This is a genomic window from Solibacillus cecembensis (genome assembly GCF_050272495.1).
GTDB classification, from domain to species: Bacteria; Bacillota; Bacilli; order Bacillales_A; family Planococcaceae; genus Solibacillus; species Solibacillus cecembensis.
Genome location: NZ_JBNNMF010000002.1, coordinates 254,772 through 268,272 on the forward strand (window position 1 = coordinate 254,772; position 13,501 = coordinate 268,272).

At 38.0% G+C, this 13,501-nt stretch carries 13 protein-coding genes; 7 read left to right on the forward strand and 6 right to left on the reverse strand.

The features are described 5' to 3' along the window. Positions 1-129: 129 nt before the first annotated feature. The gene (locus ACQKIH_RS02980) at positions 130-1,173 is read left to right on the forward strand and encodes a Cj0069 family protein (RefSeq protein ID WP_427763362.1); all 1,044 of its coding nucleotides are present in this window, start codon (positions 130-132) and stop codon (positions 1,171-1,173) included. 74 nt (positions 1,174-1,247) lie between these two features. Here the strand turns inward: ACQKIH_RS02980 and ACQKIH_RS02985 are convergent, their stop codons facing one another. Further along, the gene (locus tag ACQKIH_RS02985; protein WP_057987945.1) at positions 1,248-1,802 is read right to left on the reverse strand and encodes an NADPH-dependent FMN reductase; all 555 of its coding nucleotides are present in this window, start codon (positions 1,800-1,802) and stop codon (positions 1,248-1,250) included. Positions 1,803-2,013: 211 nt separating this feature from the next. Next, a complete protein-coding gene (locus tag ACQKIH_RS02990) occupies positions 2,014-2,826 on the reverse strand; it encodes an NAD(P)H-binding protein (RefSeq protein ID WP_427763364.1) in 813 nt (270 codons plus the stop codon). Between the two features lie 117 nt (positions 2,827-2,943). On the opposite strand from ACQKIH_RS02990, the gene ACQKIH_RS02995 reads away from it, so the two are divergent. From ACQKIH_RS02995 to ACQKIH_RS03015, 5 genes are all read left to right on the forward strand, one after another. After that, positions 2,944-3,987, forward strand: a complete 1,044-nt coding sequence (locus ACQKIH_RS02995; protein ID WP_427763366.1) for a PseG/SpsG family protein — start codon at positions 2,944-2,946, stop codon at positions 3,985-3,987. A 192-nt stretch (positions 3,988-4,179) separates the two neighbouring features. Further along, positions 4,180-4,365, forward strand: coding sequence for an SE1832 family protein (locus ACQKIH_RS03000; RefSeq protein ID WP_427763367.1), 186 nt, complete (start codon positions 4,180-4,182; stop codon positions 4,363-4,365). A gap of 111 nt (positions 4,366-4,476) precedes the next feature. Beyond that, the gene (locus ACQKIH_RS03005) at positions 4,477-6,048 is read left to right on the forward strand and encodes an ABC-F family ATP-binding cassette domain-containing protein (protein WP_057987953.1); all 1,572 of its coding nucleotides are present in this window, start codon (positions 4,477-4,479) and stop codon (positions 6,046-6,048) included. Positions 6,049-6,442: 394 nt separating this feature from the next. Continuing rightward, positions 6,443-6,844: a transcriptional regulator Spx gene (spx, locus tag ACQKIH_RS03010; RefSeq protein WP_057987955.1), complete on the forward strand. Its 402-nt coding sequence runs from the start codon at positions 6,443-6,445 to the stop codon at positions 6,842-6,844. Positions 6,845-6,869: 25 nt separating this feature from the next. After that, on the forward strand, positions 6,870-7,289 hold the full coding sequence (locus tag ACQKIH_RS03015) for a MarR family winged helix-turn-helix transcriptional regulator (protein ID WP_427763370.1): 420 nt from the start codon (positions 6,870-6,872) through the stop codon (positions 7,287-7,289). A 112-nt stretch (positions 7,290-7,401) separates the two neighbouring features. Here ACQKIH_RS03015 and ACQKIH_RS03020 read toward each other — a convergent pair whose 3' ends face one another. From ACQKIH_RS03020 to ACQKIH_RS03030, 3 genes are all read right to left on the reverse strand, one after another. Next, positions 7,402-7,950: an RNA polymerase sigma factor gene (locus ACQKIH_RS03020; RefSeq protein ID WP_427763371.1), complete on the reverse strand. Its 549-nt coding sequence runs from the start codon at positions 7,948-7,950 to the stop codon at positions 7,402-7,404. A 239-nt stretch (positions 7,951-8,189) separates the two neighbouring features. Continuing rightward, positions 8,190-9,716: an aminotransferase class V-fold PLP-dependent enzyme gene (locus ACQKIH_RS03025; RefSeq protein ID WP_427763372.1), complete on the reverse strand. Its 1,527-nt coding sequence runs from the start codon at positions 9,714-9,716 to the stop codon at positions 8,190-8,192. Then, positions 9,703-10,263 (reverse strand): glycerol-3-phosphate acyltransferase, encoded by a 561-nt coding sequence (locus ACQKIH_RS03030; RefSeq protein ID WP_427763374.1) that lies wholly within the window; start codon positions 10,261-10,263, stop codon positions 9,703-9,705. The genes ACQKIH_RS03025 and ACQKIH_RS03030 overlap by 14 nt, the downstream gene beginning before the upstream one ends. 166 nt (positions 10,264-10,429) lie before the next feature. On the opposite strand from ACQKIH_RS03030, the gene ACQKIH_RS03035 reads away from it, so the two are divergent. Continuing rightward, positions 10,430-11,812: a dipeptidase gene (locus tag ACQKIH_RS03035; protein WP_427763375.1), complete on the forward strand. Its 1,383-nt coding sequence runs from the start codon at positions 10,430-10,432 to the stop codon at positions 11,810-11,812. A gap of 420 nt (positions 11,813-12,232) precedes the next feature. Here the strand turns inward: ACQKIH_RS03035 and cyoE are convergent, their stop codons facing one another. Then, positions 12,233-13,129: a heme o synthase gene (cyoE, locus tag ACQKIH_RS03040; protein ID WP_427763376.1), complete on the reverse strand. Its 897-nt coding sequence runs from the start codon at positions 13,127-13,129 to the stop codon at positions 12,233-12,235. Between the last annotated feature and the right edge of the window lie 372 nt (positions 13,130-13,501).

Here is a 13,501-nt window from a genome sequence, read left to right on the forward strand (position 1 = left end):
TACATTAACGACAGGTATTTCGCATCGTTAACTATTTTTGTAACAATAACGCTATATTTCCTACATACAACGCACTCATAACAAGTTATTATGAAAATAAAATTCATAATTCGAAAGGAACGGTCGCATGTGAGTAAAGTTATATTTTTTGAAGTACAAGGTGGAAGTGATAAAGGTTCTGATGGCTATCGTGGCGATACGATGCCAATGGTGGAGGCGCTCAAACAACGGGGGCAAGATGCAGAAGTAATCTTTTTTGAATTAGAGAACCGTGATGCCATTTTTAACTATGCAAAAGAGCATGCATCTGCCTATGTGTCGCGTATTAATCCTGGGAACTTGAAGCACGAAACGGCGTATTTTGAAATGCTTCGTGAATTATGTAAAGAAGGCGTAATCGGTATGCCTCATCCAGATGCGATGATCAGCTACGGCGCAAAGGACGCGTTAGTAAAACTACGTCACACCGCTCTTGTGCCTGAAGATACGTTTGCATACTACACAATAGAGGAATTTAAATCAACCTTCCCTAAAGCACTCGCTACTGGTGAACGCGTATTAAAGCAAAATCGTGGCTCTACAGGTGAAGGCATTTGGCGTGTACAAGTTGTCGATTCACTTGCAAAGGATGCCAACGAAGTACCTTTAACAGCTCAAATAAAATGTACCGAAGCAAAGGACAATCATGTTGAGTATCATACGTTGGAGCAGTTTATGACTTTTTGTGAGCAATACATCGTCGGTGAAAATGGCATGCTTGTCGATATGACATTCCTACCACGAATTAAAGAAGGCGAAATTCGTTTATTTATGCTGCGTGACAAACCGATTAATGTCGTACATAAGAAACCAGCAGATGATGCAGATGCTTTTAGCGCTACTTTATTTTCTGGCGCACAGTATCGTTACGACAAGCCTGAACAATGGACAACACTTGTAAACAGCTTCTTAGGCCAGCTAGATGAGATTAAGGAACTTCTTGGCGGGCATGATTTACCATTAATTTGGACAGCCGATTTTATTTTAGATACAGATGAAACTGGTGCTGACACGTATATTTTAGGTGAAATGAACTGTTCATGCGTCGGCTTCACTTCCGAACTTGAACTTGCGCATGATGTTGCAGAAGATATTTTAGCATGTCTTCATGAAAGAATGTCAATCGTCAGCTAAACTCGTACGATGCATCACCTTTTCAAATACAAAAAATCCTGCAATCCCGATTTAAATGGGGTTGCAGGATTTTTTTATTGCATATCAACTGGTTGCTTCGCCAAAGTTTTGCTCACTTCGCAATAGTGAACGAATACACGAGCAAGTTCACGCAAACGGATTTGTACATCTTCATCAATGATTTTATTGTCTTGATCGAAATGATCGGCATGTGTGTACACGTAATTTGGTGTTACTAAACAGCGAAAATAATCAAGAATCGGACGCAATTGATTTTCCAATACTAAATGATGCTGATACGTGCCCCCATTTCCAATAATAGCAGCTGGCTTATAGCGCATTGCTTTTGGTGGAATCATATCGAATGCATTTTTTAGAACGCCTGGGATAGAAGCTTGGAAAATAGGAGAAGCAAAAATATAACCTTCTGCATCCTCAAATTTTTGAATCATCCCTTTCATATCCTCATTAAGAGGACTACCATCTAAAATTTGATGCTTTAAATTAGCGAAGTATAATATTTCTAGCTCTAAATCCGAATTCATTTCTTTAATATATTGTTGAACCTGCTCTAAAAGAACGCCGGTTTTGCGACCGAAAATTGTTCCATCGACAAGTAAGATTTTCATGTGGGTTCCTCCATCTAACTAATATCTATACTATATTGTATCAGATGGACATACCCGATTAATAGGTTACCGGTTAAGAAACATAAATTTCAGTCTTTTGTCTGACTTTATTACAATAGTATTTCATACAAATAAGTCGCTACACTAAATCGTCATTCCCTATGCTAATTTTGAGGGTTTATCCGTCTAACCGAAATCCCTTTAGTACCTATTATTTACCGTTTTTCTGATCCACTTCTTTTATTTTACTGCGATCAATTATGACTTCTTTATCAACAGGTGGAAGATCCTCGTCCTTATATTTATCCCAATTAAATAATCTATCAGCCGAAGTTGTATCCCCAATTTCCACTTCAGCTGGCATTTTCATAGAAGCCAATTGCTCGGATGTATAAATCGCTACACTTTGCTTTTCACCATTTAACGCAATGTTTAACATCGCAAGGGCAATTTGCTTTGCTGAAATGGATCGATATTTAGCCATGGATCCAACTAATAATGGGTTTATTACTTTCATCACTTTTGCTCCGATTGATTCACCTAAACGAAATTCATCACGGTCTCCAATTATTAAAGAGGGACGAACGATTGATAATTGCGGGAAATTCATCGCAATTAATTCCTTTTCTAATTTCCCTTTGACACGGCTGTAATGAGCCATTGCCTTGTCATTTGCACCCATCGCAGTAATGACAATGAAGTGTGCGACCCCATGATTTTTAGCGAGTGCGGCAATTGATAACGGATATTCAAAATCTACTTTTTCAAATTCTGATTGTGAACCTGCTTTTTTGATTGTCGTTCCTAAACAACAAAATATTTCGTGGGCAAATTCCATATCTTGATCTGCAATTTGATCAAATTCACGAATCTTTACATTGAGCTTTGGATGCGTAAAGTTAAGTTTTCTTCTCGAAATCACATTCACCGCAACATATTTTCCACTATCACACAATAACTTCACAAGTGCCGAACCAACTACCCCTGTTGCACCTACTACTAAGGCTGAACGCATTTCTGTCATTTATTTCACCCTCTCATTATTATTTAAAAATTAAAATCATTGTTTTATCTCTATCTATTTATACATACTTTCGGTCATTTCACCATATTTTATAGGGAATGTGGAAAGGATGGGATTGTGTTGCAAAAAAAGAAAATCGTATTTATTGTGGAGCATTGTGATATAAAGGGCACATATCCGTTTGAGCGCGCAGCTACTTTAGCTCAGTTATTACAGGAGCAAGGCGAAATGGTTTATTTATTTATTCGCACGGACAATTCGCGAATTATAGAAAAACTGACAAAAACGGATTTGAATGTACTCCTCTTTGAAAAGCCGCAAGAACTAAAAAGTCACTTACGAAATTTAGAGCCACAGCTGGTGGTTCATGATGGAAAAGATACTAACATCGAACAGATTGAGCTCATTCGCCCATTTTGTACAACCTTTGTTCATTTTGATGATTTCGGTCATGGTACTCAGCTCATTGATTGTAATATTATCGCGCTCTTTGAGGAGTCTCATGAACAACCACTTGCCAATGAATTGGCGGGCAGCTACGCATTTGCTGTAACGAAAGAGTTGGAGATGATTGCAAGTCATATTATCGACACTGGCGATATTTCCATCAAGCAAGATTTACCGCATATTGTAGTCGCTTTTGAGGACGGTGATGCAAATAATTTAACGTACCGCACCCTCCGTCACTTAACGCAATTGCAAATTCCGTTAAAAATTTCGGTTGCGATTGATGATGATTATTCACATAATGTAGAGGATTTGCAAATGATGGCACTGAGCAGACGCAATACCGAAATCGTTCGCCGTTCAGATGCCCTTTACCATCTTATGCCTGAAGCCAATTTAATAATATGCAATGCAAACTATACCCCTTACAAGGTGGCAGCTGCAGGGATTCCTTGTATTACTACTGCCCAGCATGAAAATGAACTAAACTATGCATTTTCTCGTGAGGCAAATGGTTTTATTCATATTGGGCTTGGTCGAAAAATGAAGCAATCCATCATCCAAAATGCGGTAATGGAGCTGTTACTGCATGAACATCGTCGTGAACGAGCAGTCAAAAAGCAACGCGCACTCGATATTTTAACGAACAATGAAATTTTACAAACATTGCTCCTAGATTTAGCTTATTCACGCCATAATATCGCCCATATTTAAGTTTTACCGTTAAATGTTGTAATGCAGGTAAGATTGCACAGCATTTCCTTTCACTATTCGAACCGAAAATCAGACTATCTCTTTTCTACTTACGATAATTTAATACTTTCCTTGACGACAAAAAAATCATTCGTATGATACAATATGAAAAGATTAATTTGCCTCTGTGAGGGTTCAAAAGGAGTAATTATTATGCTAACAAAAAGCCAATTGCAGCAAGAAATCTTGGAATTAAAGATGGATTACGTTAACCTTCAAGGCGATATGGAAAAGCTAGAATCAGTAGGTCATCCGGAATCAGTACAAAAGGCGCTTACTCGTCTTGAAAATATGGAAATCCAGCTTGCAGAACTAAATAAACAGCTCGCAGCATTGTAAGTAGCTTGCGAGTTTTTTTAATTCGAAAGACATATTCCGCGTTAAAATAACATGGAATGATGCCCTTTCCTAATATTAATAAAAACTTCAAAATCAATCGGGGGATTATTTATGGCAATATTAACAGTAGAAAATTTAGGGCACTCATTTGGTGACCGCACGTTATTTAAAGATGTTTCTTTCCGTCTTGTAGAAGGGGATCACATCGGACTTGTCGGTGCAAATGGTGTTGGTAAATCGACACTTATGAGCATTCTTACAGGACAAGCCATCCATGATACAGGAAAAGTTGAATGGCTACCTGGTACACATTACGGCTATTTAGATCAGCATACACTTTTAACGCCTGGTCGTTCGATGCGTGATACGCTGCGTGATGCGTTTTTACCACTTTATCAAAAAGAAGAAGAATTAAATGAAATTACGATGCAAATGGCCGATCCGGATGCAGATTTAGAAAAGTTATTAGAAGATATGGCAGAAATTCAAGATGCATTGGATGCTGGTGACTTTTACACACTTGATATGAAAATTGACGAAATTGCACGTGGTTTAGGTTTAGATGCTATCGGTCTAGATCGCGATGTTGCGGCACTTTCTGGTGGTCAGCGCACAAAAGTTCTACTTGCAAAACTTTTACTTGAAAAGCCAAAAGTATTATTACTAGATGAGCCGACCAACTATTTAGATGAAGAGCATATTGCATGGTTGAAAATGTATTTGAAAAACTATCCGTATGCATTTTTATTAATTTCACATGATACGGAATTTATGAATGATGTGGTCGCTGTTATTTTACAATTAGAATTCACGAAAATGACGCGCTATACAGCCACTTATGAGAAATTTATTGAACTTGCGGAAATCAACAAGCGCCAGCATATCGATGCCTATGAAAAGCAGCGAGATTTCATCAAGCAACAAGAAGATTTCATCGCAAAAAATAAAGCACGTTATTCAACGAGCGGTCGTGCTAAGTCTCGTGCAAAGCAGCTGGATCGTTTGGAGCGTATTGACCGTCCTGAAACTGCTGTAAAGCCAGAGTTTCAGTTTAAAGAAGCACGTACACCAGGTCGTTACGTTGTAGAAGCGGAAAACTTAGTTATTGGTTATGATAAAGAAAAACCGCTACTTCCACCACTATCATTCCAAATCGAGCGCGGTGAAAAAATTGCCCTTGTCGGTATGAACGGTGTCGGTAAATCAACACTATTAAAAACGATGCTCGGCAAAGTTAAACCACTAGATGGAAAAGTGATTTTAGGAGATTATTTATCCCCTTCTTACTTTGAACAAGAGGTAAAAGCAGATAAAATTACGCCGATTGATGATGTATGGAATGCGTTCCCTTCGATGGAGCAAGCCCAAGTTCGTGCAGCATTAGCAAAAGCGGGATTAAAAACGGATCATATTACCCGTCCATTAAATTCCCTTTCTGGTGGCGAACAAGCTAAAGTGCGACTATGTAAACTGCTGATGGATCCGGCGAACTGGTTACTGTTTGACGAGCCTACGAACCACTTAGATGTCGATGCAAAAGAAGAACTAAAGCGTGCAATGAAAGAATTCAAAGGCACAATCGTACTCGTATCACATGAACCTGAATTTTATGAAGGTCTTGTGACAAAAGTTTGGAACGTGCAAGACTGGTTCACAACAGGCGATACGAAAGAATTACAATAAGCTAAAAACACTCACCCTAAGACCACCATTTGCAAAAAGTGTGCAAATGGTGGTCTTTACTTATTTCAGGTAGAAGTCCCCTTTCTCATCACAATTCTGACTAAACTCATCAAATTTACAAAATTGTAATATAAAATTCTGAAACTTTTTCCTTCAATAAACGTATAAATTAGTAGGTCGATGGGTAAATATTAGTAAGGTATAACTCTCACAAAAATACCGCGAGTTACTCTATGCTTTTATGTGGAATTTCCAACAATATCTATTCCCTTACCCACTAGAAGAATTATACAAATAAGTATTGCAAACAAATTACCTTAGCAGTAAGATATATAAACAAATATCTTACCACTAAGCTATTACCAAATGAATATGGGAAAGCGAGGAAATTATTATGACAGTAACAATTTATACACAATCAAGTTGCTCTTCTTCACGAAAGGCATTGAAATGGTTAAATGAAAATAACATCTCCTATTCAGAAAAACGTACAACATCTCAACCTCTAACTTTAGCAGAGTTTAAACATATTTTAAGTATGACTGAAGACGGTACCGATGAAATTATCGCAACAAACTCGAATGACTTCAAAAATCTTGCAATTGATATCGAACAACTATCAATTCAAGAATTATATAATTTAATTCAGCAGCATCCTCGTATGTTGCGTAGTCCTATTTTACTTGATGAAAAACGCATTCAAATTGGCTATAACGAAATGGATATTCGTCGTTTCATTCCACGTAAAGTTCGTGCATTTGAATTAAATGCCTTGCAAGAGCTGGCTGTAGATTAGTGGAATTATGTGGAGTTGACAATGAATGAGTGAGCTTAAACGCGAGCAACTAGCAATACTTTTTGAGACAATGACTTCTTTGGAGCGAAGAATTGCGAATGAATGGAATCATCATAATGAGTTAGATTTTTCAAAATCGTATATTTTAATTTTAGATTTTTTAGCAATGGAAGGACCGAAACGCCCTTCTGCCATTGCAGAAAAGCTAAAAATAACGACAGGTGGCGTAACCGTTTTAACGACAAAACTGCTTCATGCAGGCTATATCGAAAAAACGCAAAACGAAACAGACCGTCGCGCTTCGCAAATTCACATTACTGAATCAGGCTTGGAAATATTAGCGCGTTCTCGTCACCATGTTGAAACACTCTTTGAGCACATTTTCGGCATGTTAACCGCAGATGAAATTAAAACACTCCGAACAATTTTTGAAAAGTGCATTTAAATTACTCTTATTAACAGAAAAAAGCCATTTGACACCGTGTCAGATGACTTTTTTTATGTTGAAAATTCAGCAAAAAAAAAAACACCACTCTTTTAAGAATGGCGTTGAATCATTAAGCTGGTAATAATGTATCTGCAAGATCGACATCTGATAGTAAAATTTCTTTTAATCGCGCTTTGGCACGGAATAAGCGTGATTTTACTGTGCCGATTGATACTTTCATTAAATCAGAAATTTCAGCAAGTGAAAATTGATCCACGTAGAAATACCACAGTGTTTTTTGATAAATCCCATCAAGCTGCCCCATTTTTTCTTGGACAATTTTTGTGATTTCCGTTTTTTCTATTTTTTCTTCTGTAGAAATCTCATTATTGGGAACCAAATCTAAAATCGGTACGTCTAATTGTTCAGGTTGATTCATCATATATTTGCTACGTCGAACATTTTTGCGATAGCGGTCGCGGAATGTGTTCATCGTAATTGTTGTGAGCCATGCTTTAACATGGTCAACACCTGCTACTGATGCTTCGTAGCGAATAACCTTTACCCAAACTTCTTGCATTAAATCTTCTGCCTCACTTTGGTTACGTGTTAACTTTAAGCATAGGTGATAAATATAACGGTTATATTCATCGTAAATGTTTGTTAATAATTCATTCATTTTAATAGCCTCCGATAGATTTTAATTTATATGAGTTAAGTTATGTTTTTATTCATGAAGTGCTGTACTTCTTAACCCTATTTTGCCAAATTTATGGCTTACACTCTATCGGATTGGCTTTCAATTTCCTTACAATACTGTAAGTTTGAATGTAATTATTTGCACTATTTTAGTCGGGTTCCCCTAATTTCGTTTCATCCATGCAACTACGACTAACTGACCCACATTGTACAGTCCTCCTACAACGTTTCTTTTACATAATGAAATAGTTCATTTAACTTCTTAAAGTCCTTTTCGAAGTTTGGTTGAATTGTGCTAATTTGCGCGAGATTGCGATGCTTTAAATAATCGCTCGCCCCGTGCAGTAAATAGCCATTCAGTTCGCATATGGCAATGATTTCTGCTATTTTCTCATGCTGTACCGTAGCAATCATCGGGTAAGTCTCCCCTACTAAAACGTGCGCAAATTCAGAGTCCCTTACATTTTCCATGCGCTTTTGTAATACAGCAAATCGTTCTGGATACGCAGTGAGCGCTTCATTTACAGCTACGACGAAATTATGTGGCAATGTAAACGGAATTTCCTTTTCTATATAATAAGGTAAATTTAAATACATCGGGACATTGCTGTTTTTCGGTGCTTCCTTACAAAAAACAAAGGATAGTCCTGCAACCGTGCCAAGTGCTTTCCCACTAACAGCAGTTGCGTAATGAAGCTCTTCCATTGAAAACGGCGTAGATCCGAATGAACTAATGCAATCTGCACAAAGCTTGACGTTAAAACGATTACATAGCTCGATTAAATCTTCTAGCGGATTTAACGTGCTGTTTGATGTTTCACCATGCACCAATAGCATGTAATGATACTTGTTTTGTTGTAGCTTTTGTTCAATCTGTTCGAGTAACAATGATTGTCCCCAGCCAAAATCCATTATTTCCACTTGTAAGCCCCACTGCTTTGCTTGATTCGCTAAGCGCGTGCCGAATTCCCCATTTACTAAAATAAGTCCCTGTTCTTCGTGAAATTCACTTTTTAACTGACCTAACATTGCCTCATTTGCAAGCGTGCCTGTCCCTACTAACGGAATCACAACATTTGTTTGTGCGAGATGTAGCAACTGTGATTTCATTTGTGTGAGATCTTGCTGAAACTTCTCTGAACGATGTGATAATGTCGAATGCTCCAGCTGCTTCTCAAGTGCCACGGGTCCTGGATAAAATATATGATTTTGCTCTCGTAGTCGCTCACGAAACCCTCTACTCGCCTCACGCGTTAACACCATCGGCAAATACAACGCCTCCTCTGTGCCAACAGGTGGTGCGAACTGACGAAAGCCCATTTGTGTATACAACTTTTCTTCACGCACAGTACCTGAAATAACACATGCACTATATCCTTTATCATAAGAATAGCGGTAAATTGCGGTTGCTAGCTTTGTAAAAACGCGGCCATTGCGATGCGCTTTTTTCACTGCAAGCAAGCGAAGTTCACATAAATACTTGCATAACGCTTCATCTAAATGCTGTTCAACGTCCCCTAATTTTTGATCCAGTGAAAAAGGGCGAACATCTCGAAATGCCACCATCCCAACAATTTCTGTATTTTTATATATGATAAGATACACGTTTTCCTCGTGAAATTTATCAACTAAACGACGCGCTGGATTTGGTTTATGTTGCGGAATTTCCTCCACAAACGTTTCATAATTTAATGCAGCAATTGCGTCAAATTCTACTTCTGTTGTTGCAATTTTACTCCAATACATCTGACTTCACTCTCTCTAGTATATTTTTACTTTGCTTCCATATGACAAGAAGAAGTGCTCCGCTCATGACCCATCCGACTTCAAATTGACTACTAATCAAAATTCCATATATTACAAATCCACTCACCATACTTAATGTCGCACTTTTTGTAATGAGCATACTGATTAAAAATCCAATTATAAATACGACGAAATGAACTGGCGAAAAAATCACCATTGCCCCAATTATTGTTGCAACCCCTTTGCCCCCTTGTCCTTTATTCCAAAATGGGTATAGATGACCGAGTACGACCGCAATGACTGCAAGAGCAATGGCTAATTCAGGCAGCTCTAACATTCGTCCAATAAGCACCACGAGTAATCCTTTTAATCCATCACCAATTGCAACAATTACAAAAGCTGATTTCCCAAGCGTTCTCCCCGCATTGCGCGCCCCTAAATTACCACTGTTTTCATTTTGTAAGTTGACGCCTTTTAACTTGGCAACGAGCGCAGCGGTAAGTACAGAACCGAGGAAATAACTTGCCATGACATATAAATAAATCATTTCTGCTCCCCCCTTACAATAATTGTACGCATAAATAGGTGTTGATTTCCATTTGTTTTTGTATTAAAGGTTGAGGATGTATATGTATACCTTTCCACAAATAGGACGAACACATTCTTCTTATGCTATACTATTTCCAATCCCGAAATAAAAGGAGGCCCTCTTAATGAGCCATTTGGAAAAATTAGATGTATACTTTGCAGAAAATCGTGACAAACATTTAGCTGAGTTGAATGAATTTTTACGTATTCCTAGTATTTCAGCCTTGTCTGAACATAAAGAAGACATGCGCACAGCTGCCAATTGGTTAGCCGACGCACTGAAAAGACTAAATATTGAAAACGTTGCCGTTGAAGAAACAGCAGGCCATCCAGTTGTTTATGGCGAATGGCTACATGCGAAAGATAAGCCAACTGTCCTATTTTACGGACATTATGATGTGCAACCGGTTGATCCATTAAATTTATGGGATTCTCCCCCATTCGAGCCAGAAATTCGTGACAATAAATTATTTGCACGTGGCTCTTCAGATGATAAAGGCCAAGTTTACATGCATTTGAAAATGATTGAAGCATTATTTGCAACAGAAGGTACATTGCCAGTAAACGTGAAATTTATTTATGAAGGCGAAGAAGAAATCGGCAGTCCTTCACTACCAAAATATACAGAAGACAATAAAGAAAAATTAGCTGCTGACTTAATTTTAATTTCGGACACAGGGCTTTATGCAAAAGGGAAACCTGCTGTATGCTACGGTTTACGTGGTTTAACAGGCGTGCAAATTGATATTCGCGGGGCTAAAGGTGACTTACACTCAGGTCTTTACGGGGGTGGCGTGCAAAATGCCATTCATGCACTGACTGAAATTCTAGCTTCATTCCGTGATGAACACGGCACGATTCAAGTAGAAGGCTTCTATGATAAGGTACTTCCCCTTTCAGAAGAGGAACGCCAAGCTTACCGTGACCTAAACTTTGATGAAGCTGCATTAAAAGAAGAAGTTGGCGTGCAGGAATTATTCGGTGAAGCTGGTTTTTCTTACTTAGAGCAAACATGGGCACGTCCTACATTAGAAATTAATGGCGTATTCGGTGGATTCTCAGGTGAAGGGATTAAAACGGTATTGCCAGCAGAAGCTGGTGCGAAAATCACTTGCCGTCTTGTGCCAGACCAAGATCCAGAAGAAATTGTAGCCCTTTTAAGAGCACATATTGAAAAGCATAAGCCTGTTGGTGTAGACGTTGTCATTTCTGAATTCGACAAAGGAAAACCGTACTTAACACCATTTGACCACCCACTTATTCAAGCAGCTGGTCGCTCTTATGAGAAAGTTTACGATGTACCAACTGCCTATATACGTGGTGGCGGCTCGATTCCAATCGTAGCAGCATTTGATGAAATTTTAAACCTACCTGTTGTATTAATGGGCTTCGGTCTTTCAAGTGAAAACTTCCATGCACCAAACGAGCACTTCCATTTAGAAAACTTCGACCAAGGCCTACGCGTACTTGGCGATTACATGTTTGAAGTCGCTTCGGTGAAACTATAACACACAGCTCGGAATTGCGTTTCACAATTCCGAGCTTTTTTTGCACAAAAAAACTCCAATGCCACTGATGCATTGGAGTTTGATTACCTTTTTTTGCAATTAAATATATAAACATTAGGGGAGGTTATATAAGTTGTCGAACATAGCATTTTAAGGTTCATTGAGCTTAACTTATCATTATTAATGAAAGAGTAAGTTTGTCATAAAGCTGTTTCTTTAAGACCAACTTATCATAACATCATTTTCTGTCATAAAAAATAACGAGCCCCCGAATGTCACATTTTCATCACATTTTCTGTTCACAATTTCGTAAACTGTTATACAACAACTGGATATTCACCGTAATTATGGATACAGATGTTACGAATGAAAAAGAAGAAGCATTTTGACATATAAGTTCAAAATGCTTCTTCCGATATTTTATAGCGCGTTTAAGATCATTCCAACTGTTGCATATATAATGACCGTACCGAAAATCGCCATCATATGGAACAATGAGTAGGCAAACATTTTATTGGCCCATTTTTTCTGTTCTTTTTGCTTCGAGGCAGTAATACTCATCCACAGCCATACCGCACTTAAGATAAAGGATACTATTGTCAGCCCTAAGCTTAAAGGTAAAAATAAGAAGCTCGATAAAATAAGTAATACTAAGTAAATATTAGATTGAATATACGTGCGCTTTTCCCCTTTTGCTACTGGGAGCATCGGGATATTAGCAGCTGCATAATCCTCTTTTTTGCGAATTGCAATCGCATAAAAGTGTGGCATTTGCCAAATAACCATAATTAAAAATAATGCCCAAGCAGCTGGATGCCAAATATCTGGCGCTACTGCAGCCCATCCAATCAACGGCGGCATTGCACCTGAAATACTTCCTACTTCCGTATTCCATATCGTTTTTCTTTTCGTCCACATTGTGTATGGAACGACATAGAAAAACACACCTAAAAGTCCTAAAATACCTGCTAACGGAGAAGCCAAAATCAGTAAAACTGTACCACTTACAAGCAATAAAATAGCAGTAATTAATACTGTTTTTACAGATAATTCTCCCGTTACGGTAGGACGAGTTTTCGTTCGTAACATGATTTGATCAATATCTCTATCATAGATATTATTAAACGCACCCGCCGCCGCAATGACTGCCGCTGAACCAAGCGTCGCAAAAATAATGGTTGGAATTTGTTCAACAAAATTTAATTCGTATGTGTAAAGTGCAAGCATGAGTGCCGCGATCATTGGGATTAAATTTGATTTAATAATGCCCGTTTTCACGGCTTGAGCCCACAACTGTTTCTTCGATTGCGTTTGCATTTTTTCTATCCTACTTCCTCAATTAGTCACTTTGTCTAGTATACCTTATAGTCATCACAAACGGCTAACATCCGAGCTTATTTTCTTTTATTTGACACATGTCTTTTAGGAAGTAGTCTTTTGGGGAGCATACTGTTAGCAATACTTGGTTAAAATATTTACAGATTAACCAATCCTTCAGCATTAAATAATTAAATATCTTGGTCGAAAAATCGCCAGACTACTTGTTCAATATAGCCCTGCGTACCGTTAAGTGCGCTTTTTCTTTTTCGACCTTACACCGTCCTTTTTTATTTAACAATATTTTGGAATTTTTAATTCCTCTCCAACATCCTTTTCTCTTTATAAACAAAAGTACCCCATCAGATGGAT

Bases quoted from the DNA above. Each gene is read 5' to 3' on its own strand.
- ACQKIH_RS03020 (WP_427763371.1), bottom strand. From the start codon at position 7,950: ATGAATGAATTATTAACAAACATTTACGATGAATATAACCGTTATATT.
- ACQKIH_RS02990 (WP_427763364.1), bottom strand. From the start codon at position 2,826: ATGACAGAAATGCGTTCAGCCTTAGTAGTAGGTGCAACAGGGGTAGTT.
- ACQKIH_RS03005 (WP_057987953.1), top strand. From the start codon at position 4,477: ATGGCAATATTAACAGTAGAAAATTTAGGGCACTCATTTGGTGACCGC.
- spx (WP_057987955.1), top strand. From the start codon at position 6,443: ATGACAGTAACAATTTATACACAATCAAGTTGCTCTTCTTCACGAAAG.
- ACQKIH_RS03000 (WP_427763367.1), top strand. From the start codon at position 4,180: ATGCTAACAAAAAGCCAATTGCAGCAAGAAATCTTGGAATTAAAGATG.
- ACQKIH_RS03025 (WP_427763372.1), bottom strand. From the start codon at position 9,716: ATGTATTGGAGTAAAATTGCAACAACAGAAGTAGAATTTGACGCAATT.
- cyoE (WP_427763376.1), bottom strand. From the start codon at position 13,129: ATGCAAACGCAATCGAAGAAACAGTTGTGGGCTCAAGCCGTGAAAACG.
- ACQKIH_RS03035 (WP_427763375.1), top strand. From the start codon at position 10,430: ATGAGCCATTTGGAAAAATTAGATGTATACTTTGCAGAAAATCGTGAC.
- ACQKIH_RS03030 (WP_427763374.1), bottom strand. From the start codon at position 10,263: ATGATTTATTTATATGTCATGGCAAGTTATTTCCTCGGTTCTGTACTT.
- ACQKIH_RS02985 (WP_057987945.1), bottom strand. From the start codon at position 1,802: ATGAAAATCTTACTTGTCGATGGAACAATTTTCGGTCGCAAAACCGGC.
- ACQKIH_RS03015 (WP_427763370.1), top strand. From the start codon at position 6,870: ATGAGTGAGCTTAAACGCGAGCAACTAGCAATACTTTTTGAGACAATG.